Below are 26,889 nucleotides of genomic sequence, written 5' to 3'. Positions count from 1 at the left end.
CTCCCTTCGCCGCCGGCTCCGCCCATTGTACGAGAGCCGTCGTAATTTGACGTGTATCGTAGTTCGATAAGCGCCGTACTATGGCGTCTTTCGTACCGGACCATGATGGAGGAGCGCGGCCGTGAGCGCACTGTTCGAGCCCCTGACCCTGCGAGACGTGCGGATCCCGAACCGGATCTGGATGTCGCCGATGTGCCAGTATTCCGCGCCCGACGAGGGACCGGACACCGGGGTCGCCGGCGACTGGCACCTCGCCCACCTGGCGGCGCGTGCCGTGGGCGGCGCGGGCTTGATCTTCACCGAGGCCGCCGCGGTCAACCCGGAGGGCCGGATCAGCCCTGCGGATCTCGGCCTGTGGAACGACCGCCAGCAGCGCGGACTCGCCCGCATCACCGGTTTCCTGCGTGAACACGGCAGCGTGCCCGGCATCCAGCTCGCCCACGCGGGGCGGAAGGCCTCCACCGAGCGCCCGTGGCGCGGCGGCCGGGCCATCTCACCCGACGACCCGTACGGCTGGCGGCCGGTCGCGCCGAGCCCGGTGGCCTTCCACGACGGCGACCCGACGCCGGCCGAACTGACCCGCGAGCAGATCCACGGCATCGCCGACGACTTCGCGGCCGCCGCCCGGCGCGCCTTGGACGCCGGCTTCCAGGTGATCGAACTCCACGGCGCGCACGGCTACCTGATCCACGAGTTCGTCTCCCCGCACACCAACCGGCGCACCGATGAGTACGGCGGCTCGTTCGAGAACCGGACGAGGTTCGCCCTGGAGGTGGTCGACGCCGTACGCGCGGTGTGGCCGGCCTCGCTGCCGCTGGTCTACCGCGTGTCGGCGACCGACTGGCTGACCGAGAACCCGGAGGACGACCGCGAGGGCTGGACCGTCGACGACACCGTACGCCTCGCCAAGGAACTGCTCGCCCACGGCGTCGACCTGCTCGACGTCTCCAGCGGCGGCGCCGCCCCCAGGGCACGGATCACCACCGGCCCGGGCTACCAGGTGCCGTTCGCGGCCAAGGTGAAGGCCGAGACCGACCTCCCCGTCGGCGCGGTCGGCGAGATCACGCAACCGCGGCAGGCCGAGGAGATCATCGCCTCGGGGCAGGCCGACGCCGTACTGTTGGCCCGTGAGCTGCTGCGCGACCCCTACTGGCCCAACCGCGCCGCCCACGAACTCGGTGCCGCCCCGTCCTGGCCCGACCAGTACCTGCGCGCCTTCTGACGAGCCCTGATCCCATGGCGTGGGGCATCCGCGGTGTTCCCCGGCCGGGGAGCCGGCCGGCCGACCGGCCGTTGCTGTACCTGGACGTCGACGGGGTGCTGAACCCCCTGTCGCCCTCCGACCCGGCACGGTTCGTACGCCACGAGACGGGCGGACCGGCCGTCCGGCTCTGCCCGGAACACGGCGGCTGGCTGCGGGAACTCTCCGCACGCTACGAGCTCGTCTGGGCGACGACATGGGAACATCTCGCCAATGAGCACCTCGGCCCGCTGCTCGGCCTGCCGGAACTGCCGGTCGTGGAGTTCTCCGCGTACCGGCGCCGGCATGACGACCCGAGGTTCGGCATCCTCCAGCTCTTCGAGTCACGCAAGTGGGCCCCGATCCTCCGCCACGCCGACGGCCGCCCGTTCGCCTGGGTCGACGACGTCATCCCGATGCGAGTCCGGCGGCAGGCGTGGCCCTATCGGGGCATCCTGCTCGTCCCGGTCGCCCCGGACGACGGACTCGCCCGCCATCACGTGGAGCGCCTCCTGACCTGGCGCCGAGCCGCTCCCGCCGGGTGACACGCGGCCCGTGGAACGTCCGCGAAAACCACTCTCCACACGAGGGCGACGGCCCCGGACTCCGACGACCGGGATCGGCACGGGCGGCGGCCACATCGTGGTCGGCGGGCGGTCTGTCAGCGGAGGTCGGCGGCGGTGATGAGGCGGAGTTGGGCGTCGACCCAGGTTCGGGTCATCGCGTCCGCCTCGCCGATCCGGGAGGCCGCCAGGAAGGCGGTCGCCGCGTCCGCCGTCGCCGTCAGGCCGACCCGGCGGAGTTCGGCGGCCGCCTCCTCGATTCTCCGGTGGACGCCCGGCGTCGCGTGGCGTAGCCCGCGGTGGGCGATCTCCGCGAAGGCCGTGAGCGCCGCCTCCAGTGCCGTGTCCAGGCGGTCTCGTGCGGTGGGCACGTGGACGGCCAGGTCGCCGTCGCCCTCGCCCGGAGCGAGGTCCGGCACCGTGACGCCTCCGGCGGTCAGGACCGCGATCGGGTCGATCACCAGGGCGCCCCGGCCGCGGCGCAGGAAACCGGTGATGACGCGGGGGCCGTCGGCCAGCGCGGCGGCGAGGACGTCCAGGGCTCCCGGACAGTGTGCGCGGTACTCCGCCGTAAGCCTGGCGGTGCCTCCCTCCGCGTCCGCGATCTCGGCGTCCAGCCGCTGGGCGCCCGGGTGATAGCCGACCTCACGCACCTCGGCGACCTCGACGACCCGTACGTGCTCGGCCGCCACCCGTGGCCGGATGAGCCGGGGCGGCAGCTCCTCCAGCGCGCGGGACGCCGCCGCGAGGTCGCGGACCATCACCGGTGCGGGCAGCCGTGACCAGGCGTCGCCCACCGGCGTGACCGTCGTCCTGGCGACCCGGCCCGGCGCGATGTGCACGACCCGGCTGGCGCTGCGCGAGGCGGACTCCGAGACCAGGTTGGCCACGGCCAGAGCCCCGAGCGACGTGCCCGCGACCCGGCGTCCGGCCAGGTCGTGCCCTGTCGGTTGCGTGTCCGGCGGTACGTCCCAGCGCCGCCGCAGCACCAGCACCGTCCCGTCGCCGGCGTGCGCGAAGAACACCTCGGCGACGCGTTCGTCCACCGTGCCGCCGACGCGGCAGCCGAGGCTCACGAGCCGTACGCGGCGCAGCGGCGTACGGCCCGGTTCACCGCCACCCAGGATCTGCGAACGCAGCCCACCGGCGGCGGCCGCACGCCTGCGCGCGTGCAGTTCGGTGAGGAGTTCGGCGTAGTGCTCCGCCGAGTAGCGCGCGCCCCGCGCGGCGTACGCGTCCAGTTGCTCGACGAGGTCCTCCAACGCCCCGGCGGGCCAGTGCAGCCCCTGCTCGCCGACGGTCCGGCACATCCGCCGCAACGCCGCCCCGAGCACCGGACCGGCGTGCATCGCCCCCTCGGCCAGCAACTCGGTGGCGAGCCCGGCAGCGGACTCCATACCGGCCGGAACCTCGACGCCCGGCCTGGCCAGACCGCCCTCGCGACCCCCAGCCCGATCACCGACCGCACCGCCCCGGCCACCCGGCCCCGCCGCTCCGCCGTCCTGCGGCCCGGCCCCGTCCGATGCCCCCGTACCGCCCTCCCGCAGCCCGGCATCTCCACCCGGCCCGGATCCGCCACCCGGCGCCGGCCCCGCCGCTCCGCCCTCTCCCGGCCTGGCCCCCGCATCGCCCTCCCGCAACCCGGCATCTCCACCCGGCCCGGATCCGTTCTCCCGCGACGCAGCACCGCCGCCGGACGCTCCCGTACCGCCACCTGACGCCGCCGCTGCGTCCGCTCCCGGCCCCGCACCGGACTCCGGCCCCCGCGCACCGCTCTGCCGCGACGCGGCACCACCGCTCGATTCCGCCGGGATCTTCTCCCGCTCGACCACGTCCAGGCGGACCTCTCGTTCGCCCGGGGCATGCTCGTCCGCCTCGCGGAACGCCCAGACGGCCAGGGCGATCGCCTCGGCGCGTTCGGGGCCGACCGCGTCCGTGTGGGCGTAGCCGAGCTCGCCCGGGACCAGGAACCGTACGGTGCAGGTCGCCAGTTCGACCCACGGCGCGGGCGCGTCCCGGTGGACGTACGCCGAGTAGCCCGCGGCGCGTCGGCGGCGGGCCGCCGTCAGGGTCCGGGCGCCCAGTACCTGCCGTAGCGTCTCGTCGTCGATGCCTCCCGGCGACCACTCCGACGCCGGCCCCCGTTCGGCGGGCTCCGTCTCGCGCTGGTAGGCGAGGACGAGCCCGACACGGTGCCGGCAGACGCCCGTCGCCGGGCACGTACACGAGGCCGTGTCCAGCCCGGCGCCCACCGGGAAGGCGACCTCGACCCCGTCGGGGAACCGCCCGCGTACGGTGCCGTCGGCGTCGGTCGACAGGGCCGGTACGGCGCCGGCGTCCAGCTCTCTGGCCGCGCGCTTGACCAGCCCGCGGTTGGCCAGCGCGACGAGGGCGTCGGTGTCGAGGGCGAGCAGGTCGGCGCGCGTCATCGGCCGATCCGTTCGGCGACGAAGGCGGCGAGCTGACCCGGTGTCATCGCCCCCACGTGGGCGCCGACGTCGGCGAGCCGCTGGGCCAGCGCGCGGTCGTAGGAGGGGTTGGCCTCCTCGTCGAGCGCGGCGAGCCCGAGCACCCGGGTGCCCTGTTCGGCCAGGCGGGCGACGGTACGGACGAGCCGGTGCTCGTCTCCGCCCTCGTAGAAGTCGGTGATGACGGCGAGGATCGTACGACGCGGGTTCTCGATCAGGCTCGCGCCGTACTCCACCGCACGCGCGATGTCCGTACCGCCGCCGAGCTGCACCTTGAGCAGCAGTTCGACCGGGTCGGAGACGTCCGCGGTCAGATCCACCACGTTGCTGTCGAACGCGATGAGGTGCGTCTTGAGGCCGGGGAGGTTCCACAGGCAGGCGGCGGTGACGGCGGAGTGGATCACCGACCCGGCCATCGAACCGGACTGGTCGACGATGAGCACGAGCTGCCACTGTTCGAGGTGCGGGCGTACGCGCGACACGAACTTCGGGTGCTCGATCAGGATCCGCCGCTCCTCCGGCTGGTAGTGCGCCAGATTCGCCCGGATCGTCCCGTGGAAGTCGAAGTTGCGCGCTTGGCGGAACCGGCTCGGCCGGCGCGTACGGGTGCCGCTGAACGCCTGCCGCACCTCGGGCACGATCCGCTTCATCAGGTCGCGTACGACGGCCTCGACGATGCGCCGCGCGAGCCGCAGGACCTCGGGGTTCATCAGGTGCTTGGTGCGCAGGACGGCGCGGAGCAGGGTCGGGTTGGGCTCGACCCGGGACAGGACGTCGGGGTCGGTGACCACCTCGTGGATCTGGTACCGCTCGACGGCGTCGCGTTCGAGCCGCTCGATGGTCTCGCGGGGGAACAGCCGGTGGATGTCGTCGAGCCAGTCGACCGTGGTCAGCGCCGAGGGCCCGGTGCCGCCCTCACGGGTGCCGCTCTCTCGGGTGCCGCCGCGCCGTACGCCGCGGCGAGCCAGGTCGGGGTCGCGGCCGTAGAGCCAGTCCAGCGCCCGGTCGCTCGCGGCGGCGTTACCGTTCAGCCCGCCGGTGCACGTCTCGGCGGGCGCGCCGAGCACCAGCCGCCAGCGTTCGAGCCCCGGATCGGGTGCGCTCACGAGATCTCCTCCGCCAGAGGTCACCGGAACTGTGCCGTCGGTCCCCTCACCGCGCTCGGTCATGAGGCCTCCTTCGTCGGGAGGAGTGACCACCGGGGCGTGCCCTCGATTCCCTCGCTCCGCTCGGTCACGAGGCCTCCTTCGTCGGGGGGAGTGACCACCGGGGCGTGTCGTCGATTCCCTCGCTCCGCTCGGTCACGAGGCCTCCCCCGCCGGGAGGAGCGACCACCGGGGCGTGTCGTCGATTCCCTCGCTCCGCTCGGTCACGAGGCCTCCCCCGCCGGGAGGAGCGACCACCGGGGCGTGTCGTCGATTCCCTCGCTCCGCTCGGTCATGGGAGCAGCCCCTCTCCGGCGAGCAGGCGGCTCGTCCGCTCCTCCAGCGCTCTCGCCTCCGCGATCAGTAGTGGGTCGGCCGTCGTACGGAGGAGGGCCCGCGCCGATCCGGTGAGCCGGCGGCGTTCCAGCAGCCGTCGGGCGATCAGCTCGCGCTCGCGCGGCGGGAAGTAGGCGAACGCCTGGCGGAGCGCGGGCAGTCCCGCCAGAAAGTCCGGCATCGTGGTGACGAGGTCGTCCAGCACCGCGAGCACGCCGCCCCCGGCCGACCCCCCGTCGGCGAGGACCTCGTCGCGGGCCAGCGCGAACAGGCCCGCGAGCCAGTCGCCGAGCGTGTCCGCGCCGGCGGCGCCGCGCAGCGCGCGTACGGGATCGGCGGAGGCGCCGAGCGACCAGCCGAACCCGAAGGCCGCGCCGCGCAGGTCGGGCGGCGCCTCACGGTCGGCGCCGATGCGGGCCATGACGTCCAGGGCGGCCTCCCGGCCGGTCGAGAGCACCTCGTGCGCGTGCAGGAGGGCGTCCCTCGTGGCGGTGACGGCGCGCAGCCGGGCCGGGTCGGCCGGCGCGGGACCGCCGTGCACCCCCTCGGCGAGCCACAGCACCCGCGTCACCGCGCCGTCGATCACCGCGGCGTACATCGGGCTGCCGGCGGTGCCGAGGACGCGGTCGTGCCGCCAGAGGGCGAGCACCGTGGCGAGGGCGTCGCCGAGCGGACCCAGCTCGCGCGCGCCGGCGATGTTCGCGGCGATGAGCTCGGTGATCTGCTCGGACAGGTCGGTGACGCCGCACAGGGCGGCGTCGAAGAGCACCGCGGCGAGACCGTCCGGCTTCGTGCCCGCGGCGGCGACGCCCTCGGCGAGCACGGCGGTGGCGGCGTCGCGCAGCGTGCCGCCGTACGCCCCGGCCTCGATCAGCGCGGCCGTGCGCTCCTCGTCGTCGGTGAGCTCCCAGCGCTCGTCCAGCACCGGGTCCGCGCCGGAGACCGGCCCGGACACTCGCCTGTATCCGGGGACCCGCAGCACCCGCAGGCGGTGCAGCGCACGGGCGCGGACGAGATCGCCGGCATCGCTGAGGTCCAGCTCGACCGTGCCCGTACGGTCGAGGCCGAGGCGCGCCAGCTCGGCGTCGACGTCGTGGACGAGCGGCGGTGCGGGCGTGTCCGGGTGCAGGCGCCCGGTCCGGTCGCCGCTCAGCGCGGCCACCATCTCGGCCACGACCGGATGGGCGCCGGGCTCGAGCGCGCCGCGGCGGGTCCACGGCAGCGGCTGGTCGAGGTCGTCGGAGACGAGCGCGCTGACCAGCCCGTCGAGGATGTCCGTCCGGGCCGGGTGCGGGTGGCCGCGCAGCCGCGCGAGCCCCGCGGACAGGGTGCGGGCGGCGATGAGGTCGGCGGTCGAGACGGCCACGCCGCGCCCCCGCAGCCTCGTCGCGACCGCCTCGACCAGGCCGTCCGCGGCGGCGTCCGCTCCCTGCTCCCAGAGCCGCTGGTAGTACTCGGGCGACGGCATGCCGGACTGGTAACCGGAGAAGGCGTCGAGCCGCCGGAACGAGTAGGGCACCAGGTAACTCCCGCCCACCGCCCCGGCCGCCGGGCGGGGAATCTCCGGCCAGCCGCTCGACGCCGCTACCAGCGGCGACGCAGCGGACCGCGGCAAGCGGGCGGCCGCCCCCGCCGGATCAGCCCCCACGTCGGCACGGGCGGCCTCCGGCCCGTCACCGCCCGGATGAAGACCTCCGCCCACCTCCACCGGACCATCCCCCGCGTCGGCGACCGGCGACGCACCAGGCGCCTGCGAACGGTCGGTCACCTCCAGCGGGCCGGCCGGCTCCTCCGTCCCTGTTCGCGGGGCAGGCCGGTGCAGGCCACTCGTCACCTCCACCGGAACGGCCCTCACGTTGGTGATCTCCGGCACGACGCTTCCCGGCTCGGCCACCAGTCGCCGCAGGGCGGGGCGGTGGAAGCCGCCGGTCACGACGACGACCGGGCGGTCACCCGCGTCGGCGGCGGCCGCGCGCACCCAGGCCGCCATGTACGCCTCGCGCGCGGTGTCGTCCTCGCCCGTCTCCGTCTCGCCGCGGACCAGGTCGAAATAGGTCGCGAGCCGCTCCTCCAGGCCGTCGTCGGGTTCGACCTCGACCAGGCGATCCCACAGGGCGTCGACGTTGTCCACCGCGAACGCCCGGCACAGCCGGTCGGCCGCGTCGGCGTAGCGCTGCTCGGCGTCGGCGTAGCGGTTGCGGCGGCCGGCCAGCGCCGGATGCCAGGCGGGCAGGTCGATGAACCGCAGCTTCGCGCCGTGGGCGCGGCCCACCGTGAGCGCCACCCATTCGGGCGAGTACGCGCAGAACGGCGCCCACGACAGGTGGGCGCGCTCGTCGTCGCGATAGTGGCTGAAGATCGCGATCGGGAGTTGGTGCCCGAGCAGCAGCTCGTCGAGCCGGTCGTTGACGTCGGCCGGCCCCTCGACCAGGACGTACGCGGGCCGCAGCGTCTCGATGGTTCGGCGGACCAGCCGGGCGCAGGCCGGGCTGTGGTGCCGGACCCCGATGAAGGTGACGGCCATCAGCCGGGCAGCAGGTGCCGGGCGTCGTGCAGGGCCCGCCACTGGTCGCCGCGCCGCCGGGGCACCTGTTGTTCGAGGTAGCGGCGCAGTCGTGCCAGGTCGTCGGCGTTGTCCTTGGCCGCCGTGCCGGCGAGGCACGCGACGATGTCGGCGGCGGTGCCCGGTTCGCCGCGCAGGAACCAGCCGCGCAGCCCGACCGCGTGCGCCACCGACACCGTCTCGGCGGTGCTCATCACGGTCGAGAGCCGGTCGGCCGGACCGCCGTCCGCGTTGGTGCCGGCGCGCAGCTCGCGGAACGTGGCGACCAGCACCTCCAGCACGTCGCGGCGCGGCGGCACGGTGACGCCGGAGGCCTCCAGCAGCGCCCGCGCCTCGGCCTCGACCAGGTCGAGCTCGGTGGCGAAGTCCGCGATCGGGAACACGGTCTCGAAGTTGAAGCGGCGTTTCAGGGCCGCGCTCATGTCGTTCACGCCTCGGTCGCGGGTGTTGGCGGTGGCGATGACGTTGAAGCCCTGGCGGGCGAAGACCATGCCGTCGGTGCCGTTCAGCTCCGGGATCGCCAGCACGCGTTCGGACAGCGGTGACAACAGCGAGTCCTGAACCTCCAGCGGGCAGCGGGTGATCTCCTCGAATCGGACGATCTTGCCCTCGGCCATGCCCTTGAGCAGCGGCGCCGGGACGAGCGACCGCGGCGAGGGCCCTTCGGAGACGAGGAGCGCGTAGTTCCAGGAGTACTTGATCTGGTCTTCGGTGGTGGCAGCGCCGCCCTGGATGGTGAGGGTGGAGGTGCCGCTCACCGCGGCGGCGATGAGCTCGGACAGCAGCGACTTGGCGGTGCCGGGCTCGCCGACCAGGAGCAGGCCGCGGCTCGTGGCCAGGCTCACCAGCGCGCGGTCGATCAGCGAGGGGTCGCCGACGAACTTGCGGCGGATCCCGCGCCGCTCGTCGCCGACGATGAAGGCGCGTGCCGTCTCCAGGCTGAGCGCCCAGCCCGGCGGCCGGCCGCCGCGATCGTCCTCGCCCAGCCGGGCCAGCTCGTCGGCGTAACGGATCTCCGCGGGCGGGCGCTGGAAGGTCTCTTCGGTCGTCATTCGGGTGCTCCGGGGGTCAGGCCGTCAGCTCGGTGAGTTCGGCGATGACCTCCGACGCCGTCACCGGGTCGAGGTCGTCCAGCCGCAGTGGGTCTCCGTCGTGGCGCGCGTAGCCGTCCGGCCGGTCAGTGATCCAGATCGAGTCGATCCGGGTCTCGGGGAACTCATCCGGGTAGCCCACCACGATGCCGGGATCCAGGCCGATCGTGATGAAGCGGCCGTCTCCCGCCGGGCGGGAGATCGAGCCCTGGATGCCGGCGTCCTGCGGGAATTCGCGGAGCCAGCCGCGGCGTTCGAGGCCGATCACCGCGCGGCTGGGCACCGTGGCGCCCTCGAACCGGGTCAGCCGCGAGCCCGCCCGTTCCTCCTCGGTCAGGGTGTACGTCGGCCGGCCGAGCTGCGGGAACGGCTGCAGGATCTCGTAGTCGGCGAACACCTCCGACCACGCCGCCAGCGTGCCGGGCAGGTCGAACGGGTGGGCGATGCGAATCGGGCCGTCCGGCACGGACACGGTGTTCTCTTCGACGTCGGCGAGCGTACGGTCCTCGGCGATGCGGAACTCGGCGCCGCCGGCGCCGACCCAGACCAGGCGGCGGGCGACGTGCCAGGTCAGCGGATGCCCGACGAACAGGTCCGCGAACTCCGCCGGAGTCCAGCCGCGCTGCGTGACCATGGCGGTCTCCAGCCGCCGGATCAGGTCCCCGGCGATGGTCCGCACGTCCTTCTTCAGCGCGGCGAACCGCTTGCGCTCGTCGACCGCCTTGTCGTCGTCGCGCGCCCCCGGCGCCGGCAGGTCCTTGCGCCGCTTGCCGTTCTCGTCGAGGACGTACGGCTTGAGCTGCTCGTCGAAGCCGACCACGAACCGCCGCGGCCCGTAGTCGAGGGTCATGCTGCCGTTCTCGTCCAGGCCGAAGTCGGGTACGAGCCGGTCGGCGAGCCGCTCCGGGGTCAGCCCCAGACCCTCGGCGACCTCCTCGATCTTCTCCTGGGCCCGTTCTTTGAGCCCCTTGAACTTCACCCGCTGGGCGATGCCGTTCAGGTGCACGAGAGCTATCTCGGTGCCGATCTCGGCCAGCACCTCCAGCCCGGCGACGGCCCTCGTGTGACCGCCCTCGCCCGGCCAGGCCCGGATGACCGGGGTGAGCCGGCGTACGGTCTCGTCATCGCCCAGGCGACCCAGGCCGGTCAGCGCCCAGCCGTCCTTGGCCGGCATCCCCGCGAGCTGCCACTGCCGGAACACCGCCCAGCCGAATTCGGCCAGGGACGCCCGGTCGCACGCCTCCCGGACGATCTCGAGCCCGGCGTACGGCTCACCCGGCTTGGAGATCGTGAGCATGGTGACGACGTGCCCGGCGGCCTCGGGCGGCAGCGCCCGCTCGCGGTCGCGCAGCAGGACCTGCGGCAGCCGTTCCTGGTCCAGCCAGTCGCCGATCTTGGGCAGCCGGGACGGTACGGCGTCGAGCGGGTCGGCGGCGAGCATCACCTCGACGGCCGCCGCCGCCTCGTCGCCGTGGACCTTCGCCGCCGTGACCACGGCGTTCGCGTCGTGGGTCGACGCGAGGTGCCGCAGCGCGGCCTCCGCGCCGGTGCGGGCCCGGCCCGCCGGGCCGACGGCGTCGGGGACCAGCAGCGGAACGGCGTTCAGGCCGTGCGCGCCGAGCCAGCCGGTCGCGACCTTCCGCGCGGACTTCAGCCGGGCCAGCCAGTCGGCGACCAGCCGGGCCACCCGGACGTCGAGGAACGGCAGCAGCAGACCGCCGACCACGCTCGGAGTGTCCTCGAGGACGAGACCGAGCGTGAGCCGCAGCGCGTCGAGCTCGAACCGGGCGATGATCGGGCGCATCCAGTACTCCGCGCCGTACCGGCGCAGAGCCGGCCAGTCGGCGACGTACGGGCGGAGGGCGTCGACCGGCCCCAGGGTGAACAGGGCCTCCTCCTCGATGGAGTTCAACGCGCGGGCCTCGTACCGGCGGATCATGTCCGGCCAGTCGCTCTCCTCCAGGTGGCGGGCGTAAGGCGTGGCCGAGCGCAGCCATTCGTCGCGGAGGCCGTCCGGCCAGACGATCGAGGAACCGTCCGGCGGCGTCAGGCCCGGGATCACTGTCGGCTTGGCCGGCTTGCGGCGGCGCGTCCACGGCGGCGCGACCAGGAGCGGCGGCAACGCCTCCGCCGGCGCCGACGCGACCCGCTCGGCCCGGTCGCCCGTCTCGGCGGCGATCCGCTCGACCATCGCCCGCGCTCCGGCCGGCAGAGCGGGCAGCGCGGCGGCGGCCGCCTCGGGATGGCCGTGAATGTGCCCGGCGAGCAGGTCCCGGGCCGCGGCGGCATCCTTCGAGGAGCCGTCGGCGGCGACGGCCAGCAGCCGCACCGCGCGTACCGGATAGCGCTTCATCGCGTCGAACAGTGCGGGCGTCACATGCTTTTCGCCTCGGTGGTCGAGCAGCACCCCGAAGGCCTCGTCGGTGGGCAACCGGCTCAGCACCTCCGCGCCCACCTTGCGGTCATCGGCGTACGTGGCGTCGAACGCGCCGGCCATCATCGCGACCACCGCGTCGACGCCGGCCGCCTCGATCAGGGTGGCGATCACGCCGCGCGACCACTCCCCGTACCCGAAGTGGGCCCTCGCGAGGAGGGCGGTGAGCTGTTCGGCCGACCCGACGGAGCAGAACAGCATCGTCCGCAGCGAGTCGAGGTGGCCGGCGGCCTCGGCACAGCACTCGTCCATCCAGTCCGTCTCGGTCGGCGCCAGGTAGGACACCAGCACCCGCTGCGCCCCGGTCCGCCGGCAGCCGGCGAGCGCCTCGACCGCCGCGCGGTAGTCCTCCTCGGACGCGTCGGCCAGCAGGTCGCGCATCCGGTCGGCCGTCGCCTGCCAGGACCACCTCCAGAACGAGCGCTGCTCGGTGGGCCCGGTGCGGAGCCGCCACCAGCGCCGCCGCCGGTTGACGTCCTGCCACCAGACCTGGACGTCCGTATCGGCGATCTCGGCCGTCGCGGCGGCGGCGAAGGCCAGGCCGTGCGCCGACGCCCAGGCGTCGGCGAAGGCCCCGCGGTCACCGACGGCGGTGCGGTCGTCGTCGGCGGGCGCGGCGATGACGTGCGCGAGCAGGGCGGCGGCGCGCGGGGTGACCCGGCCGGAGAGGTGGGCGCGCAGCTCTTCGGCGAGGGCCTGGTCGCTCTCCGGGTCGGCCAGCGCCTGCTCCGTACGCTCGGCCGCGCGCTCGGTCCACCCGGCCACCGTGGCGACGGCCCCGTCGTCGACGGTGACCGGGGTCCGGTGCGGGCCGCCGCGCCGGCGGCGTACGACGCGCCGCCAGGAGGCCGGCATCTCGAAGGTGTCCTCGTCCGAAACCGCGAAGTCAGTGGCGTTCATACCTGTTCTCACGAATAGCTGGGCGTAGGGGGATCATCTAGGTCATACGGGTCTCGCGCGGGCGCGTGGGCGTCACGTGTCAGCCCGCCGGCTCGGTGAGCTCCGCGAGCACCTCCGGCGCCGTCACCGGGTCGAGGTCGCCGAACCGCAGCGCGGGCTCCCCCGAGAGCCGGTGGCCGTCCGGGACGGTGCCGATCCGGACCGCGGCGAGCCACCGGCCGGGGACGTCGTCGAGGTCACCCGCCGCGATGCCGCGGACGACGAAGCGGCCGGGCCCGGCCTCGCGGGAGAACCAGGGATCTCAAAGGTCTCCTCGTCCGGGAGAGGGCGCCTCTCCTCGGCCACCTCGGCGTGCCGCACGCGTGCCTCCACAGCCGTCCGTTCGAGCGGTTCGCGGGTCACCGTAACGAGGGGGTGCGACAGTCTCCGGTCAGGCCTGGTACTCGAGCTTGAACTCCGCCAGCACGACGTCCAGCGAACGGGAGGCGTTGTGGGCGACGCGCAGGCCCAGCGGCACGTCGGGAGAGACGAAGATGGCCCACGACTTGGCGAAGCACTGCATGCCGGGCGAGGCCCTGCGGTGCTCGGTACAGGTGGTGTCGATCTTTCCCAGCGGATCGCGCGCGAACTGGTCGCGCAGTTCGGTGGCCGCGCCGCCCGAGGCGGTCTCCCACTGGATCATCGCGTACAGCCGCCCCCACGCTTCGTGGGCCGGCCAGATCAGCGCGCTGGCCTTGTCGGAGGGGAACGGGTGACGGGTCCCGCCGCGTGTCTCGGCGTGCATGTTGTCGGGGTCGTAGTTCTCCGCCGACCCGTACGGGAAGGGCACCAGGTGGTAGTCATCGCCGGCCGCGACGGGCAGCGGTCCGCCGTCCCGTTCGGCGTCGAACTTCAGCGAGCAGATGTGCTGCGCCATGTCCACCTCCATCAGCCGCGGCGGCTGTCAGGGGCCGTACGAGGAACACACGCCACCGTACGGCCCCGAACCCGCCGAATACCGGCATACGGCGGTCTTCAGGTGTCGGCGAGCCAGTTGCCGTGGAAGCCGTACGGGACGCGGGCGGGCAGGTGGACGCTCGCCACGGGCGGCGCGGCCAGGTCGTCGGCGTCCAGGATGACCAGGTCGCTACGGTCGGTCGCGGCGTCGTACACGTAGGTCAGCAGCCAGCCCGCACCGCCCGGCACGTCGTCGGCGGGGGCGAAGGACGCCTCGGCCGGGAAGCGCCCCGGCGCGAACTGGTGCGCGGCGACCGCCCCGGTCCGCAGGTCGTACCGGAGCAGCGCGCCGCCCTCCGGACCCTCGCCGACCGTGACGTGCCCGAATTGGGAGTCCAGCCCGACGAGACGGTCGTCGACGCGCGGGAACTCCGCCGCACGGTCGTCGATCTGCTCCTCGCGCACCGTGCCGGCGGTCAGGTCGAGGGTCCACCGCCACAGCGTGGCCCGCTCCGGCACACCGCCCGATCGCGGACCGCCGCGCCACAGCTCGGCGTAGCGCATCACGTGGATGACGATGCGGTCACCGTCGTCGTGCGCGTTGAGCGGGTGGAAGACGTAGCAGGGGTCGAGGTCGAACCAGCGCACCGTCCCGTACGGGTCGTCGCGGCGCAGGACGCCCAGGCGGGCGCCGTACCCGTCGTCCCAGCGGTACGGCATGGTGCCGGCGAGCGCCAGCTCCAGGTCGAACACCACGGGCAGGTCCATGAAGACGACGTGGCCGGCGGTGAGGTTGAAGTCGTGCAGCATCGTCGGACCGGGCACGTCGACGGGCCGGCTGACGACCAGGTCACCGGCGGCGTCCGCACGGTGATAGGTGAGGTACGGCGCCTCGATGCCGTAGCCGAAGAAGTGCATCTCGCCGGTCGCCGGGCACGTCTTCGGGTGCGCGGTCATCGCGGTCGTCAGTCGTCCGCCGAAGTCGTACGGGCCGACCGTGTCGAGGTCGCAAATCCCCGGCGGCAGCGGCGCGGTCCCGGACAGGTGCAGCTCGTGCGGGAAGGACGACTCGACCAGGGCGAGCGTACGGCCCGCGTGCCGGACGACGTGGGTGTTGGCGACGCCGGCCGCCAGGTCGAGGCGGCCCTCCCGGTCACGCAGCGGCGCGCCGTCGGTGAAGGTCTTGGTGCGGACCCAGCGGTTGCGGTACGAGGTGGCGCGGCCCCCGCCGAGGCGTACGCCGTGGATCATGCCGTCGCCGAAGAACCAGTGGCCGGAGGCGGCGTCGTGCGGGTTGGGCCCGTTGCGGAGGTACCAGCCGTTCAGTGCGTCCGGCACTCGGCCGGTGACGGGCAGGTCGTACGCGGTGAGCTCTTCGGCGACGGGGGCGTAGTTGCCGGCGAGGTGCGCTGCGGGCATCGGCTTCTCCTTGCTTGCTTCGGTGCTGTGGCGGTCAGGCGCGCCGCGCCCTGGCCCGGACGTGGGAGACGTAGCGCTGAGTGAAGACGATCGGGACGACGAGGGCGGCGATCTGGACGGCGACGGTCGCGGCGACGTTGCCGTGGGCGACGGCGGCCAGCACGACGGCGGCCACGACGAACGAGGCGGTCCACACCGACGTGATGATCGTGTTGACCCGGACGAAGGCGGGCAGTTCCCAGTACTCACGCGGCGTCGTCTGCTTGGCGATGCCGAGCGTGAACGGCCGCCGTACGGCGAGGGAGACCAGCGCGATCACCGCGAGCGTCCCGTTGGCGAGCGCGGCGGAGTAAGGATGCAGGCCCGAGTGCGGGTCCGCGAAGGCGATGGCCGCGAGCACGGCGAAGAAGACCGTGGAACCGATCTCGATGATCATCGCATCGGCGCCCCGGCCGGCCCGTACCTGCGCGGCGATCAGGATGAGCGCGACGACGAGGGCGGCGAGCGCTCCCCACCGCCAGCTGCCGGAGGGGACCACGGCGTAGACGATCCAGGGAAGGAAGGTGCGGACGTACGTCATCGCGGGCTCCTCGGCGGACGTTCCTGTTTTGACATGTCGACAGTAGAAGGTCTAGTCGCGACATGTCAATGTTGGAATGTAGAGTGGCCGCATGAGCCTTCGACACGCCCTGCTCGGACTTCTCGTCGACCGCACGGCGAGCGGCTACGACCTGCTGAAACTGTTCGACACCTCACTGGCCAACGTCTGGCCGGCGACGCAGAGCCAGATCTACGCGGAGCTCAACAAACTCGCCGACACGGGCCTGATCACCATCGCGGCCGAGGGCCCGCGGGGCCGCAAGCAGTACGCGCTGACCGACGACGGCCTCGCCGAGCTGCGCCGCTGGCTGACCGAGACCGAGCCACAGCGCAACGTGCGCAGCGAGGTGCTGCTTCGGGTGTTCTTCCTGGGCGTGGTCAGCCGGGAACAGGCCCAGTCCTACCTCGCGGACCTGGCCACGCGCTTCGCCACGGAGGAGAACGCCCTGCGGGAACTGGAGAACGCCGTCGAATGGGACGAGAGCGACCTGTCGCTGTACGGCCGGATCGCCCTGGAGTACGGCCTGCGCTTCAACACCATGCGCCGCGAGTGGGCCGAATGGGCCGCCGACCAGGTCAAGTAACGAACACGCCGGAGTCGAAGCCGTTCTGGGATCGGGTGGAGGGGCCCATCCCAGTTCCATCGTCAAGCACCGTGGTCGGTGGGGGCAAGGCGCTTCCCTGGGCTGTGGACAACCCGAAGCGCAGGGGGCGGAGTGGTTTTAGATCAGCGGTCGAGGCCGGCCGCGTGGCGCATGGCCTCTCGGGCGCGGGTCGGGGCCGACGGGTCCTCCAGCAGCTGGATCTCCTGGTTGGCGGCCATCGAAAGGCCGATCAGCGTCGTCACGACCTCCTCCGGCGGCCGGTGTGGGCCGGGCAGCTCGGCCTGGGCGGCGGCGACCTCCGCGGCCAGGCGTTCGCGGGACGAGGTGACCGTGCTTCGCAGGCGGTCGCGCAGCGGGCCCGGGCGTCCGTCGAGTTCGGATGACGCGGCGGTGACGAAGCATCCGCCGGGGAACGGGCAGTCGGCCAGGTAGTCCACCCACGCCGCGATCAGCCGCTCCAGGCGGCTCCGGCCCGGCGGCAGGTCGGCCAGCGGCTCGATGACGGCCGACCAGAAGATCTTGCCGGAGTGTTCGAGGGCGGCTTCGAGTAGCTGCTCTCGGGAACCGAAGGGGCCGACGAGCCCGGCCTTGCTCATGCCGAGCCGCCGCGCGAGGGACCCGACCGTCAGCCCCTCCAGGCCCAGGCGGGACGCCTCGTCGACCGCGGCCCGCACGATCCGCGTACGGGTCCGTTCCGCTTCGGCCATCGAACTCCGAGGAGACATGCCCCGACTATAGCGAACGGGCGTACGCTAATCAGATAACGTACGACCGTTCGCTATCTTCGACACCCCTGGAAGTGGATCCGTGGACGTAAGCCTGCTGCGCCTCGACGCGACCGCACTCGCTCTGCTCGGCCACGACGTGGCGCTCATCCCCGATTCGGCACTGGCGAACCCGACGCCGTGCGAGGGCTGGACGGTCACGGACCTGATCCGCCACATGAACGAACGACACGAGGCCGTGAACCGGACCGTGCTGCCGCCCCTCGACGCGGAGAGCGACGACCCGCGCGAGGACTTCGCCCGCATCACCGCGCGCTGGCTCGCCGCCGCCGAGAGGACCGGCCCGACCCTGGACCTTCCCGGGAGGGGCCCGACACCGACCGACCGCGTGCTCGGCATCCACTTCGTCGACATGCTCGTCCACCGCTGGGACCTGGCCACCGCCCTGCGGACCGCACTCGTCGTACCGGAACGGCTGACCGACGCCGCCCTGCCGCTCGCACGCGCCAACACCGCCCCGGGCAGTCCCCTGAACGGGCCCGGCGGCGTCTACCGCCGGCCCGTCGCCGAGGATCCGGGCGGCTCGGCGATGGACGCCGTCGTCGCGCTCCTCGGCCGGAACCCCCGCTGGTCCCCGCCCGATCGGTGAGCTCGACGGCTCAGGCCAGGGTGACCAGACGGGCGCCGCCGTCGGCCTCGATCACCGTGCCGGTCATGTTGGGGTTCACGGCGGCCAGGACCACGACCTCCGCGACGTCGTCCGCGGTCGCGATCCGCCGCGTCGGGAGCACCCTGGCGGCGTTGGCGAAGTAGTCGCGCCGCGCGCCGTCCGGCAGGCCGCTCCACCACGGTGTGTCGACGATGCCCGGCGACACGCCGTTGACCCGGATGGGGGCGAGCTCGGCGGCGAGCGGCCGGACGAGCGCCTCGACGGCGCCGTTGACCGCCGCGAGCCCGGCGGTGCCCGGCATGCCCGTACGGGCCGTGATCGCGCTGACCAGCGTGATCGAACCGGTGGGCGCCAGGTGCGGCAGCGCGGCCTGGATCGTCGTCAGCTGACCCCAGAACTTCGCGTCGAAGGCCCGGCGGAGCACGCCGAGGTCCAGGTCCGCGAGGGGCCCCGCCCCCTCGCCACCGCTGAGCGCGACGACGAGCCAGTCGATCGTGCCGATCTCCTCCACGACGGCCGCGATCGCGTCGCGGTCGCCGCCGTCGGCGCGGTGGCCGACGATCTCCGGGTCGGTGGCCGCGAGGCCGGCGAGCCGCTCGGCCCCGCGCCCGGCCACGTGGACGGTGGCCCCGCGTTCCCGCAGGCGGCGGGCGGTCGCCAGCCCGATGCCCGAGGTCCCGCCGACGACGAGTGCGGTGTGATCGCTCATCACATCTCCTATTTCGAACCGTAACGTCTCGTCTCGAAATAACGCTAGCATGGATTCATGAGCACCCAACCCGGCCGGCCCGGCCGTAAACGGAGCGAGGAGAGCCGCCGCGCGATCCTCGCGGCGGCGGCGGAGCTCACCGCCGAGGTCGGCTACGCGAACCTGACCATCGAGGGGATCGCCGCCCGGTCCGGCGCGGGCAAGCAGACGATCTACCGCTGGTGGCCGTCAAAGGCCGACGTGCTGCTCGACGCGCTCGCCACCAAGGCGGACGTGCACATCCCGATCCCGGACGAGGGCGCGTACGAGGCCGACCTGCGGGCCTTCCTGGCCGCGACGTTCACGCTCGGCAGCCGGCCGCAGGTGGTCCAGCTGCTGCGGGCACTGATGGCCGAGGCGCAGATCAACGCGGAGTTCGGCGAGCGGTTCCGCGAGACGTTCCTGCGGCAACGGCGCGCCGCCCTCGGCGTGATCGTCGAGCGCGCCGAGGCCCGTGGTGAGCTGCCGCCCGACCTGACGCCCGACACCGTGGTCGACCTGGTGTTCGGCATGCTCTGGTACCGGATCCTCGCCGCCCACCGGCCCGTCGACCAAGCACTCATCGACGAGCTGATCACCGTACTCACCGCCAGGAGACAACGTTGACCGACGAGCGGACCATCCTCATCACCGGCGCCACGGACGGGCTCGGCCGGGCGCTCGCCGGCCGCCTGGCCTCGCGCGGCGCCACCGTGCTGCTCCACGGCCGTGACCAGAGCCGGCTCGACACCGTGGCCGACGAGATCCGCGACACCCACGGCGTACGCCGCCCGCTCACGCTGCGCGCCGACCTCGCCGAGCTCGACCAGGTACGGCGGCTGGCCGGGGAGGTCCGCGAGGCGACCGGACGACTCGACGTGCTGGTCGGCAACGCGGGCATCGGCTCGGGCCTGCCGGAGGGACGGGAGCGGAGCACCAGCCGCGACGGGTACGAGTTGCGCTTCGCCGTCAACTACCTCGCCGGCTTCCTGCTCACCCTGGAGCTCCTCCCCCTGCTGCGGCGTTCGGCGCCGGCCCGGATCGTGAACGTCGCCTCCCTCGGCCAGCACCCGATCGACTTCGACGACCTGATGATCGAACGCGGCTACAGCGGCGGCCGGGCGTACGGACAGAGCAAGCTCGCGCAGATCATGTCCGGTTTCGAGCTGGCCGACCGCCTCCCGGCCGAGGAGGTCACGGTCAACAGCCTGCACCCGGCGACGTACATGCCGACCAAGATGGTGCTCGAGGAGATCGGCCACAGCGCCGACAGCCTGGAGACGGGCGTGGCGGCGACGGACCGGCTCGTCAGCGACGAGAGCCTGGCCACGACCACCGGCCGTTTCTTCGACCGCACCCGGGAGGCACGGGCCGACGCCCAGGCGTACGACCCCGCCGCCCGCGCCCGGCTTTGGCGGCGCAGCCTGGAACTCACCGGCGCGAAAGGCATCACCGACTAGCGCCTTTCCGGAAACGGAGTGCGGTGCGAGGGTGCCGTGGCGTCACAGTCGGAGAAGGTCGCGTTACAGCGGCATACCGTCGAATGGTCGTCGACCGGCCGGCCGGTAAGCAGCTAAAAGCGATGATGCTCGCGTTAGGAATGTCATACGCGGGTGAGACCGTCCACCGCATGTTCGCCTCCAGCGGCCAGGAGGCGTTCTTCGATCCGTTCTATTGCCGGCCGGACATCGAAGGCGCTCATGAAAAGGGCGGATGGAAGACGACACCGCACGGCCGGAGAGCATTGCGCGGTCGAACAGCCGTTACTCAGGCCCTTGCCGGAGGAGGTGTTCGAAGCGTCGGCGGCGCCACCCTCATTCGGTGGGGAGAACGGGCTGGTGGCGGCGAGCGGTCGACGGTCGCCGATCACGTCGGCGCTGGCCACCCCCAGTCCGGCGGCCGGCCACGCAACGGCAGCGCGCCGGCACGCCGAGCCACAGGTACGCGATCCGCCGCCGCCGGTGCATTATGCGCCAATCGTAAACCCAGCAGGCCAGGACATCGTGGATGCGCTATGGCGGCCAAGCGCACCCGGCCCATTGATTTTCCTGCTAGCGTCTCGTCGCACGCTTGGGCATTCTCCCCGATACAAGGAGCATCCGCGATGAAAAAGGCAATGTTGGCGGCCGTCCTGGTCGCCGCCGGTAGCGCGCTGGCGACGGTGACCGCGGTTCCCGCGGAGGCGGGAACCGCGAGCCCGTACCCGTGCGGTTTCTTCATCGAGGACGGGCGAAGCTACTACTACAACTGCTCCCAATTCGACGCAGGCCTTAGGGTCGTGCACAAAAACGGACAGCTCACCTATGCCTGCATCCCGTCCTACATAATGAGTTACCTCGGTGAGGCATACGACGTCTCGGGCGCATATACCTACAAGACCTGCTGAGACCGACAGGGGTGGTGCCCGCAGCCGGACGGGCGCGGGCACCACGACCGAGGGCACCCCGGTCCGGCAGCGCGCCGACAGCGGACGCGCACACACCACGCCGAGCCGGCCCGGGTACGGCGGCCGGCCGGGGAGGTCCGCGAGGCGACCGGACGACTCGACGTGCTGGTCGGCAACGCGGGCATCGGCTCGGGCCTGCCGGAGGGACGGGAGCGGAGCACCAGCCGCGACGGCTGTGGCGGCACAGCCTGGAGCTCACCGGCGCGAAGGACATCACCGACTAACGCATTTATGAAAAACAAAACTGGCAGACGGCAGAATCTCCTGCTAACGTAATTCACGTGATTGCCGGATCGGCCTTGGGCCACGACCGAGAAAGCTCGCCGGCCATGCCGTGATCGCCGGTCGGCGGGCCCGCGGCCCGCCGGTTCTCCGCGCTTCGACCAACGGAGTCGCGCGGAGAAGGGAGGTGATCACATGAGTCAGCCGCACACACCCGCCCCGCTGTCCGCCTGGCAGGACTTCCTCGCCCGGCACGCGGAGGGCGGCGCGCTGGACGGACGCGTGGCGAGCGTCGTGCCGTTCGGCGCGTTCGTCGAGGTGGCGGACGGCATCCACGGGCTGCTGCCGAGCGTCGAGTGGACGACACGTCCGGAGGTCGGCGCCGACATCCGGGTACGCGTCAACGTCGTCGACATCGACCGTCGCCGGATGAGTCTTCTGCCCGCCTGATTAATGGCACGTATGGCGGTCGCCTGAATGGCGACCGCCATACGGTGCTGTCCTTTTCAGTATTCGAGAGAACGGCGCCATACGACGTCGTTCATATCGCCCTGCCCGCACGCCGCCTTTTCCTCGGCGCGGCGCGTCACGACGGACCGGAAATGCGGGCACTCGGTCAGATCCTCGTGAGTGCAGGCCAGCGCCGACTCGACCATTTCGAGCGACGCCCGCGCCCGCGCGATGCGGCGGGTGAGGTCGGAGTGGTGCCGCTCCAGCGTCGCCCGCCGAGCCGCCGGATCCCGGGCCGCGATGAACCGCCGGATGTCCTCCAGCGCGAGTCCGGCCTCCTTCGCGCGCAGGATGACCGCCACCCGGTACAGGTCATCGGGTCCGTACCGGCGCCGGTCGCCCACCCGCTCGGGGCTGAGCAGACCCACCGACTCCCAGTGACGCAGCACATGCGTCGCCAGGCCGAAGCGCGCGGCGACCGCGCCGATGCCCATGCCGTCGGTTGACTTCATGCCGACATTAAGTCGCAGCATGTCGCGCATGTCGACACAACACGAGATCGAGGCGCTGGTCACGCGCCTGGACGCGGCCGACGCGTTCCCCGGCGCGGCGGAGCTGCGCGACCGTTCGTACCGGCTGCTCGGCCTGCGTACGGGGGCACGTGTGGTGGACGTGGGCTGTGGCGCGGGACGGGCGGTCGCGGAGATGACCGAGAGCGGCGCCGACGCGGTCGGCGTGGACGTCGCCGAGCCGATGCTCCGCATCGCGCGGCGGCGCTGGCCCGGCTCCGCCTTCCGGATGGCCGGCGCGTACACCCTGCCGTTCGAGGCCGGCACGATGGACGGCTACCGGGCGGACAAGGTCTACCACGAGCTCGGCGACCCGGTCCGCGCGGTGCGCGAGGCCCGGCGGGTGCTGGCCCCCGGCGGGCGGATCGCGCTCGTCGGCCAGGACTGGGACACGCTCGTGGTCGACGCCGCGGACGGCACGCTCACCCGGGCGATCGTCCACGCGCGGGCCGAAACGATCCCGAGTCCCCGCGTCGCCCGCCGTTACCGGGCGTTGCTGCTCGACGCCGGATTCACCGACGTCACCGTCGAGGTGCGCACCGCCGTCCTCACCGGTGCGGGAGCGCTGCCCCTGCTGACCGGGCTCGCCGGCGCCGCCCGCGCGGCCGGCGCGGTCACGGAGGAACAGGCCGCGGCGTGGGCGGCCGAGCAGACCGACCGCTCGCGGACCGACCGGCTCTTCGTCGCGGTCCCGATGTTCGTGGCCTCCGCCACCCGGTGACCGCCCGGACACGTCAGGCGACGGCTCGCACCGCGCTGACCTGGGCCGAAACCGGCCAGCCGGTCGCGTCGCACTCGTCCGCCGGGGATAACCTCAGTGCTGCGATCAGTTTGCAGCGGTCCACCCGAGTCGGCGGGAGCCCGCCGCGCGCAGTTCCGGGGAGATCGGGGATCATGACACGCAAGGTGGTCGGTAACCTCATACTGGGCCAGGCCGTCCTCTATGTCGGCCTGCTGATGTGCGTGGCGCTCAAGCCGGACGGACTCGGCGCCAACGACGGGATCAGCTACTACGGCATCTTCCGGCAGACCGTGGTGCCGTACGCGATCGCGATCCTCGGGCCCGGGTACTTCATCTGGACGGCGCTGCGCTCGGCGGCGCCGTTCGCGCCCGCACCGGTCTACGTGCGCCGCATGGCGAACTGGCTCGCCGTCTTCTCGGTGCTCGTCGTGCTGACCCCGTACAGCGCCAACCTGGTGTTCGACTGGGTGCACACTCTGGCCGGCACCTTCCTGTTCGTGCTGCAACTGGTGCTCGGCCTGCGGCTGCTCGGCTGGAGCGGCGGTGACGGCTGGACAGCCGGGCTGTTGCTGGCGCAATTCGTCAGCGGTGTCTTCTGCGCGGTGTACGTGCTGCCCAAGCACGGTTTCCTCCTCCAGGGACAGGTGGCGTTCCAGGTCGCGTTCGGGGCTCTGCTCGTCCGCACCATGCGCCTTTTCGTGCCCCAGACGATCGCCCAGACCACCTGACCCTCCCCGCGCTCGGCGCCGCGTCACCGTGCACGTAAAGTGACGATATCCACGTTCATTCGTGGGGCCGGCCACCTCACCGGCCGGGGGAGAGATGAGGACAGGAGCCCGGCGGCAGCGGTTCGGCGGGCGGTGGGGCCTCACCGCCCGTCTGGCGATGGCGAGCGCGCTGTTGTCGCTGCTCATCGGCGGTGTGTTCACCTATCTCATCGTGGCGGTCATCAGCATGCGGGACACCGCCGCGCTGGCCCGTCACTCCGAACGCACGCTCGCCGCCGCGTACGACCTCGAACGGGTGGTCGTCGACCTGGAGACCGGGGAGCGCGGCTACCTCCTCACCCGCGACGAGGCGTTCCTGGCTCCCTGGAAGGCCGCGCGGGCCCGCTTCGAGCCTCAGGCCGCCCAGCTGCGCGAACTCTCCGGCCGATACCCCTCACAGCAGGAACGCGCCAACAGGATCACCCGGGACGGGCGCGCGTACCTCACGCAGTACTCCGAGCCGCTCATCCGCGACGCGCGGCGGGACCCGGCCGCCGTGGTGACGCCCGCCAGGATCGCGGAGGAGAAACGACGCGTCGACGCCCTCCGGGCGGATTTCGACGACTTCGTGCAGTTCGAGCAGAAACGCGCGGCGGACCGGAGCGCGCGTTCCGACGACGCCGCCCGGCGAGCCGTCCTCGTCGCCGTCTGCGGCACGGTCGGGTCGGTCCTGCTGATCACCGGTTTCAGCGGCCACCTGACGCGCCAGGTCGTACGGCCGGTGCGGCGCGTCTCGCGGATGGCCGTCGCGGTCGCGCGGGGCGATCTCGCCGTACGGCTGCGCGAGACGGGGAAGGCGGAGATCGGTCACCTCGAACACTCGATGAACACCATGGCCCGCTCCCTCGAGCGGAACCGCGACGAGCTGATCGCCTCACGGGCCCGCATCGCGGCGGCCGGAGACGCCGCGCGCCGCCGCATCGAGCGCGACCTGCACGACGGAACACAGCAGCGGCTGGTGGCGCTCGGGCTCGAACTGCGTCTGGCCGAGGACGACGTGCCGCCTGACCAGACGACTCTCCGGCACCGGCTGGCGGGGCTGGTGACCCAGACGACCGACGTCGTGCAGGAGCTGCGGGAGCTCTCTCGTGGCATTCACCCGGCGATCCTGACGAAGAGCGGCGTCGTCCCCGCCATCACCGCGCTGGCCCGGCGTTCGCCCCTCCCGGTGGAGACGGACCTGCGGATCGACCGGAAGCTGCCCGAACGCATCGAGGTGGCCATCTACTACGTCGTGTCCGAGGCGCTGACGAACGCCGCCAAACACGCCCACGCCTCGTACGTGCGGATCACGCTGACCGCGACCGACCGGGAGGCGCACCTGACGGTGAGCGACGACGGCATCGGCGGCGCGAACCCCGGCCGCGGGTCCGGGCTGATCGGCCTGCGGGACCGCGTCGAGGCCCTCGGGGGCCGGGTGGAGATCAAGAGCCCGCCCGCCGGCGGCACCACGCTGTCCGTCTGCCTTCCGATGCGGTGAGGGCCGCACTCCTACGGGGCGCAGGCGGCCGCGCGTTCGAGGAGGAGGGTGCGCTCCCGCGCGTTCCGCGTGAGCGAGGCCGCGCGCTCGTACTCCGAACGCGCCTCGGCGGAGCGGCCGAGCCGGGCCAGCAGGTCGGCGCGCACGCTCGGCAGCAGGTGATACTTGGCGAGCGCCGGCTCCCCGACGAGCCGGTCGGCGTGCTCCAGCCCACGGGCCGGGCCGAACGCCATGCCGAGGGCGACCGCGCGGTTCAGCTCGACGACGGGTGAGGGGGTCAGCTGAGCGAGCGCCCCGTACAGCGTCGCGATCCGCTCCCAGTCGGTCTCCTCCGCGCTCCGGGCCTGGGCGTGGCAGGCGGCGATCGCGCCCTGCACGACGTACGGGCCGAGCGGTGCGCCGGCCTTCTCGGCGCGGAGCAGCGCGGCGAAGCCCCGCCGGATCAGGAGCTGGTCCCAGCGGCCGCGGTTCTGCTCCAGGAGCGGGACGGGCTCGCCGTCGGGGCCGGTACGGGCCGCCGCGCGGGACGACTGGATCTCCATGAGGGCGACGAGGCCGTGCACCTCGGGTTCGTCCGGCGCCAGCTCGGCCAGGATCCGGCCCAGGCGCAGCGCCTCCTGGCACAGCGCCGGGCGCATCCAGTCGTCTCCGGCGGTGGCCGAGTACCCCTCGTTGAAGATCAGGTACAGCACCTCCAGCACCGACGACAGCCGGGCGGCGCGCTCATCGGCCGGCGGGACCTCGAAGGGGATCTGTTTCCTGGCCAAAGTCCGTTTCGCGCGGACGATCCGCTGGGCGACGGTCGGCTCCGGCACGAGGAACGCCCGGGCGATCTCGTCGGTCGTCAGGCCGCCGAGCAGGCGGAGCGTGAGCGCGACGCGCGCCTCGGTGGACAGCACCGGATGGCAGGAGATGAACATCAGGCGCAGCAGGTCGTCGCCGACCTCGTCGTCGAGCGCGGCATCGACCTCGTCCTCGGCGGAGGCCTGCTCGGTCCGCAGTTCGTGACCGAGTTGCTCCTGCTTGCTCTCGAGGCGGATGTCACGACGGACCCGATCGACCGCCCGGTGCTTGGCGGTGGCCATGAGCCAGGCGCCCGGGTTGGTGGGAACACCGGACTCCGGCCACTTCTCCAGGGCGACGACGAGCGCGTCCTGCGCGAGCTCTTCGGCGACGCCGACGTCGCGCACGATCCGCATCAGGCCGGCGATGATCCGCGCCGACTCGAGCCTCCACACCGCGTCGATCGCGCGATGGACATCATGGACATCCGAAGCGGTCACGCGACCGATCAGAGCATTTCCGCCGGCCGGGGCGCAAGCGGGCCGGCCCGCCCCGGGACCACGGGGTCCCGGGGCGGGCCGGTGGCGAGTGCGGCGCCGGCGGCCGGTTCAGGGGCCGAAGACCTGACGGATCTCCCCCTCGCCGTCGCCGACGATCGACCAGAACCGCTTGGAGAGCTCGATCGCCTCCTCTCGCGACCTGACGTCGATCAGGGCGAACCCGACGACGGCCTCCTTGGCCTCGGCGAACGGCCCGTCGGTGACCGTGACGTCGCCGCCGGAGCTCTTGATGTGGATGCCGTTCGGGTCCAGCCCACCGGTCGCGAGCAGCACGCCCGCCTTGGTCATCTCCTCGATGAACTGCCCCATCTCCCTCATCAGCTTCTCGTCCGGAGGGTTGCCGGTGGAGGACTCGTCGCCCTTGGTCATCAGCAGGAATCGCATCGCCTGTCTCCTTGTCGAAGCGGTCTCGGGCCGGGTCCGATCCCGGTCCGTCCCCTACGCGTCG

The 26,889-nt window shown here is 72.8% G+C and carries 24 protein-coding genes; 11 read left to right on the top strand and 13 right to left on the bottom strand.

Annotated elements, in window-relative coordinates; genetic code table 11:
* Positions 1-121 precede the first annotated feature (121 nt).
* The gene (locus tag QSK37_RS28755; RefSeq protein ID WP_285627154.1) at positions 122-1,222 is read left to right on the top strand and encodes an NADH:flavin oxidoreductase/NADH oxidase; all 1,101 of its coding nucleotides are present in this window, start codon (positions 122-124) and stop codon (positions 1,220-1,222) included.
* Between the two features lie 14 nt (positions 1,223-1,236).
* Positions 1,237-1,785 carry an HAD domain-containing protein gene (locus QSK37_RS28750; RefSeq protein WP_285627150.1) on the top strand — a complete coding sequence of 183 codons (549 nt, stop codon included), beginning with the start codon at positions 1,237-1,239 and terminating at the stop codon, positions 1,783-1,785.
* Positions 1,786-1,901: 116 nt separating this feature from the next.
* Here the strand turns inward: QSK37_RS28750 and QSK37_RS28745 are convergent, their stop codons facing one another.
* From QSK37_RS28745 to QSK37_RS28710, 8 genes are all read right to left on the bottom strand, one after another.
* Positions 1,902-4,232: a hypothetical protein gene (locus QSK37_RS28745; RefSeq protein WP_285627148.1), complete on the bottom strand. Its 2,331-nt coding sequence runs from the start codon at positions 4,230-4,232 to the stop codon at positions 1,902-1,904.
* Positions 4,229-5,377, bottom strand: a complete 1,149-nt coding sequence (locus QSK37_RS28740; protein ID WP_285627146.1) for a VWA domain-containing protein — start codon at positions 5,375-5,377, stop codon at positions 4,229-4,231. The genes QSK37_RS28745 and QSK37_RS28740 overlap by 4 nt, the downstream gene beginning before the upstream one ends.
* Positions 5,378-5,708: 331 nt before the next feature.
* Positions 5,709-8,276, bottom strand: a complete 2,568-nt coding sequence (locus QSK37_RS28735; protein WP_285627144.1) for a DUF5682 family protein — start codon at positions 8,274-8,276, stop codon at positions 5,709-5,711.
* On the bottom strand, positions 8,276-9,367 hold the full coding sequence (locus tag QSK37_RS28730) for an ATP-binding protein (RefSeq protein WP_285627141.1): 1,092 nt from the start codon (positions 9,365-9,367) through the stop codon (positions 8,276-8,278). The genes QSK37_RS28735 and QSK37_RS28730 overlap by 1 nt, the downstream gene beginning before the upstream one ends.
* Positions 9,368-9,383: 16 nt before the next feature.
* The gene (locus tag QSK37_RS28725; RefSeq protein WP_285627139.1) at positions 9,384-12,740 is read right to left on the bottom strand and encodes a DUF4132 domain-containing protein; all 3,357 of its coding nucleotides are present in this window, start codon (positions 12,738-12,740) and stop codon (positions 9,384-9,386) included.
* Positions 12,741-13,170: 430 nt separating this feature from the next.
* A complete protein-coding gene (locus tag QSK37_RS28720) occupies positions 13,171-13,656 on the bottom strand; it encodes a hypothetical protein (protein WP_285627136.1) in 486 nt (161 codons plus the stop codon).
* 98 nt (positions 13,657-13,754) lie between these two features.
* Positions 13,755-15,095 carry a carotenoid oxygenase family protein gene (locus QSK37_RS28715; RefSeq protein WP_285627133.1) on the bottom strand — a complete coding sequence of 447 codons (1,341 nt, stop codon included), beginning with the start codon at positions 15,093-15,095 and terminating at the stop codon, positions 13,755-13,757.
* 34 nt (positions 15,096-15,129) lie between these two features.
* Entirely contained in the window at positions 15,130-15,675 is a 546-nt protein-coding gene (locus QSK37_RS28710; RefSeq protein WP_285627130.1) for a hypothetical protein, read from the bottom strand.
* A 91-nt stretch (positions 15,676-15,766) separates the two neighbouring features.
* On the opposite strand from QSK37_RS28710, the gene QSK37_RS28705 reads away from it, so the two are divergent.
* On the top strand, positions 15,767-16,279 hold the full coding sequence (locus tag QSK37_RS28705; RefSeq protein WP_285627127.1) for a PadR family transcriptional regulator: 513 nt from the start codon (positions 15,767-15,769) through the stop codon (positions 16,277-16,279).
* 143 nt (positions 16,280-16,422) lie between these two features.
* Here QSK37_RS28705 and QSK37_RS28700 read toward each other — a convergent pair whose 3' ends face one another.
* On the bottom strand, positions 16,423-17,025 hold the full coding sequence (locus QSK37_RS28700; protein ID WP_285627124.1) for a TetR/AcrR family transcriptional regulator: 603 nt from the start codon (positions 17,023-17,025) through the stop codon (positions 16,423-16,425).
* A gap of 82 nt (positions 17,026-17,107) precedes the next feature.
* On the opposite strand from QSK37_RS28700, the gene QSK37_RS28695 reads away from it, so the two are divergent.
* Positions 17,108-17,674 (top strand): maleylpyruvate isomerase family mycothiol-dependent enzyme, encoded by a 567-nt coding sequence (locus QSK37_RS28695; protein ID WP_285627121.1) that lies wholly within the window; start codon positions 17,108-17,110, stop codon positions 17,672-17,674.
* A 10-nt stretch (positions 17,675-17,684) separates the two neighbouring features.
* Here the strand turns inward: QSK37_RS28695 and QSK37_RS28690 are convergent, their stop codons facing one another.
* Positions 17,685-18,404, bottom strand: a complete 720-nt coding sequence (locus QSK37_RS28690) for an SDR family oxidoreductase (protein ID WP_285627117.1) — start codon at positions 18,402-18,404, stop codon at positions 17,685-17,687.
* Between the two features lie 57 nt (positions 18,405-18,461).
* On the opposite strand from QSK37_RS28690, the gene QSK37_RS28685 reads away from it, so the two are divergent.
* From QSK37_RS28685 to QSK37_RS28670, 4 genes are all read left to right on the top strand, one after another.
* Positions 18,462-19,049 carry a TetR/AcrR family transcriptional regulator gene (locus QSK37_RS28685; RefSeq protein ID WP_285627114.1) on the top strand — a complete coding sequence of 196 codons (588 nt, stop codon included), beginning with the start codon at positions 18,462-18,464 and terminating at the stop codon, positions 19,047-19,049.
* On the top strand, positions 19,046-19,882 hold the full coding sequence (locus QSK37_RS28680) for an SDR family NAD(P)-dependent oxidoreductase (protein WP_285627111.1): 837 nt from the start codon (positions 19,046-19,048) through the stop codon (positions 19,880-19,882). The genes QSK37_RS28685 and QSK37_RS28680 overlap by 4 nt, the downstream gene beginning before the upstream one ends.
* A 644-nt stretch (positions 19,883-20,526) precedes the next feature.
* Positions 20,527-20,808: a DUF6355 family natural product biosynthesis protein gene (locus tag QSK37_RS28675; RefSeq protein WP_285627109.1), complete on the top strand. Its 282-nt coding sequence runs from the start codon at positions 20,527-20,529 to the stop codon at positions 20,806-20,808.
* Between the two features lie 477 nt (positions 20,809-21,285).
* Positions 21,286-21,540, top strand: a complete 255-nt coding sequence (locus tag QSK37_RS28670; protein WP_285627107.1) for a S1 RNA-binding domain-containing protein — start codon at positions 21,286-21,288, stop codon at positions 21,538-21,540.
* A gap of 56 nt (positions 21,541-21,596) precedes the next feature.
* On the opposite strand, the gene QSK37_RS28665 is transcribed toward QSK37_RS28670, so the two are convergent.
* Positions 21,597-22,082, bottom strand: a complete 486-nt coding sequence (locus QSK37_RS28665; protein ID WP_285627104.1) for a MerR family transcriptional regulator — start codon at positions 22,080-22,082, stop codon at positions 21,597-21,599.
* Here QSK37_RS28665 and QSK37_RS28660 point away from each other — a divergent pair.
* The 3 genes from QSK37_RS28660 (at position 22,081) to QSK37_RS28650 (ending at position 25,098) form a co-directional block, all read left to right on the top strand.
* Positions 22,081-22,830, top strand: coding sequence for a methyltransferase domain-containing protein (locus QSK37_RS28660; RefSeq protein WP_285627101.1), 750 nt, complete (start codon positions 22,081-22,083; stop codon positions 22,828-22,830). The two genes, QSK37_RS28665 and QSK37_RS28660, sit on opposite strands and share 2 nt — an antisense overlap.
* Before the next feature lie 173 nt (positions 22,831-23,003).
* The gene (locus QSK37_RS28655) at positions 23,004-23,579 is read left to right on the top strand and encodes a hypothetical protein (protein ID WP_285583649.1); all 576 of its coding nucleotides are present in this window, start codon (positions 23,004-23,006) and stop codon (positions 23,577-23,579) included.
* A gap of 94 nt (positions 23,580-23,673) precedes the next feature.
* Entirely contained in the window at positions 23,674-25,098 is a 1,425-nt protein-coding gene (locus QSK37_RS28650) for a sensor histidine kinase (RefSeq protein ID WP_285627098.1), read from the top strand.
* A gap of 11 nt (positions 25,099-25,109) precedes the next feature.
* On the opposite strand, the gene QSK37_RS28645 is transcribed toward QSK37_RS28650, so the two are convergent.
* Positions 25,110-26,297, bottom strand: a complete 1,188-nt coding sequence (locus QSK37_RS28645; protein WP_285627579.1) for an RNA polymerase sigma factor — start codon at positions 26,295-26,297, stop codon at positions 25,110-25,112.
* A gap of 192 nt (positions 26,298-26,489) precedes the next feature.
* The gene (locus tag QSK37_RS28640) at positions 26,490-26,825 is read right to left on the bottom strand and encodes a YciI family protein (protein WP_285583652.1); all 336 of its coding nucleotides are present in this window, start codon (positions 26,823-26,825) and stop codon (positions 26,490-26,492) included.
* Between the last annotated feature and the right edge of the window lie 64 nt (positions 26,826-26,889).

The sequence above is a fragment of the Actinoallomurus iriomotensis genome (assembly GCF_030269445.1).
In the GTDB taxonomy this organism is placed as follows: domain Bacteria; phylum Actinomycetota; class Actinomycetes; order Streptosporangiales; family Streptosporangiaceae; genus Actinoallomurus; species Actinoallomurus iriomotensis.
The sequence above is the reverse complement of the archived record's forward strand: the minus strand, read 5'-3'. Positions and strand labels throughout refer to the sequence as shown.

Bases quoted from the DNA above. Each gene is read 5' to 3' on its own strand.
- QSK37_RS28710 (WP_285627130.1), bottom strand. From the start codon at position 15,675: ATGACGTACGTCCGCACCTTCCTTCCCTGGATCGTCTACGCCGTGGTC.
- QSK37_RS28650 (WP_285627098.1), top strand. From the start codon at position 23,674: ATGAGGACAGGAGCCCGGCGGCAGCGGTTCGGCGGGCGGTGGGGCCTC.
- QSK37_RS28645 (WP_285627579.1), bottom strand. From the start codon at position 26,297: ATGCGGATCGTGCGCGACGTCGGCGTCGCCGAAGAGCTCGCGCAGGAC.
- QSK37_RS28705 (WP_285627127.1), top strand. From the start codon at position 15,767: ATGAGCCTTCGACACGCCCTGCTCGGACTTCTCGTCGACCGCACGGCG.
- QSK37_RS28735 (WP_285627144.1), bottom strand. From the start codon at position 8,276: ATGGCCGTCACCTTCATCGGGGTCCGGCACCACAGCCCGGCCTGCGCC.
- QSK37_RS28685 (WP_285627114.1), top strand. From the start codon at position 18,462: ATGAGCACCCAACCCGGCCGGCCCGGCCGTAAACGGAGCGAGGAGAGC.
- QSK37_RS28660 (WP_285627101.1), top strand. From the start codon at position 22,081: ATGTCGACACAACACGAGATCGAGGCGCTGGTCACGCGCCTGGACGCG.
- QSK37_RS28750 (WP_285627150.1), top strand. From the start codon at position 1,237: ATGGCGTGGGGCATCCGCGGTGTTCCCCGGCCGGGGAGCCGGCCGGCC.
- QSK37_RS28675 (WP_285627109.1), top strand. From the start codon at position 20,527: ATGAAAAAGGCAATGTTGGCGGCCGTCCTGGTCGCCGCCGGTAGCGCG.
- QSK37_RS28715 (WP_285627133.1), bottom strand. From the start codon at position 15,095: ATGCCCGCAGCGCACCTCGCCGGCAACTACGCCCCCGTCGCCGAAGAG.
- QSK37_RS28640 (WP_285583652.1), bottom strand. From the start codon at position 26,825: ATGCGATTCCTGCTGATGACCAAGGGCGACGAGTCCTCCACCGGCAAC.
- QSK37_RS28725 (WP_285627139.1), bottom strand. From the start codon at position 12,740: ATGAACGCCACTGACTTCGCGGTTTCGGACGAGGACACCTTCGAGATG.
- QSK37_RS28655 (WP_285583649.1), top strand. From the start codon at position 23,004: ATGACACGCAAGGTGGTCGGTAACCTCATACTGGGCCAGGCCGTCCTC.
- QSK37_RS28730 (WP_285627141.1), bottom strand. From the start codon at position 9,367: ATGACGACCGAAGAGACCTTCCAGCGCCCGCCCGCGGAGATCCGTTAC.
- QSK37_RS28720 (WP_285627136.1), bottom strand. From the start codon at position 13,656: ATGGCGCAGCACATCTGCTCGCTGAAGTTCGACGCCGAACGGGACGGC.
- QSK37_RS28665 (WP_285627104.1), bottom strand. From the start codon at position 22,082: ATGCGCGACATGCTGCGACTTAATGTCGGCATGAAGTCAACCGACGGC.
- QSK37_RS28700 (WP_285627124.1), bottom strand. From the start codon at position 17,025: ATGTCTCCTCGGAGTTCGATGGCCGAAGCGGAACGGACCCGTACGCGG.
- QSK37_RS28670 (WP_285627107.1), top strand. From the start codon at position 21,286: ATGAGTCAGCCGCACACACCCGCCCCGCTGTCCGCCTGGCAGGACTTC.
- QSK37_RS28745 (WP_285627148.1), bottom strand. From the start codon at position 4,232: ATGACGCGCGCCGACCTGCTCGCCCTCGACACCGACGCCCTCGTCGCG.
- QSK37_RS28690 (WP_285627117.1), bottom strand. From the start codon at position 18,404: ATGAGCGATCACACCGCACTCGTCGTCGGCGGGACCTCGGGCATCGGG.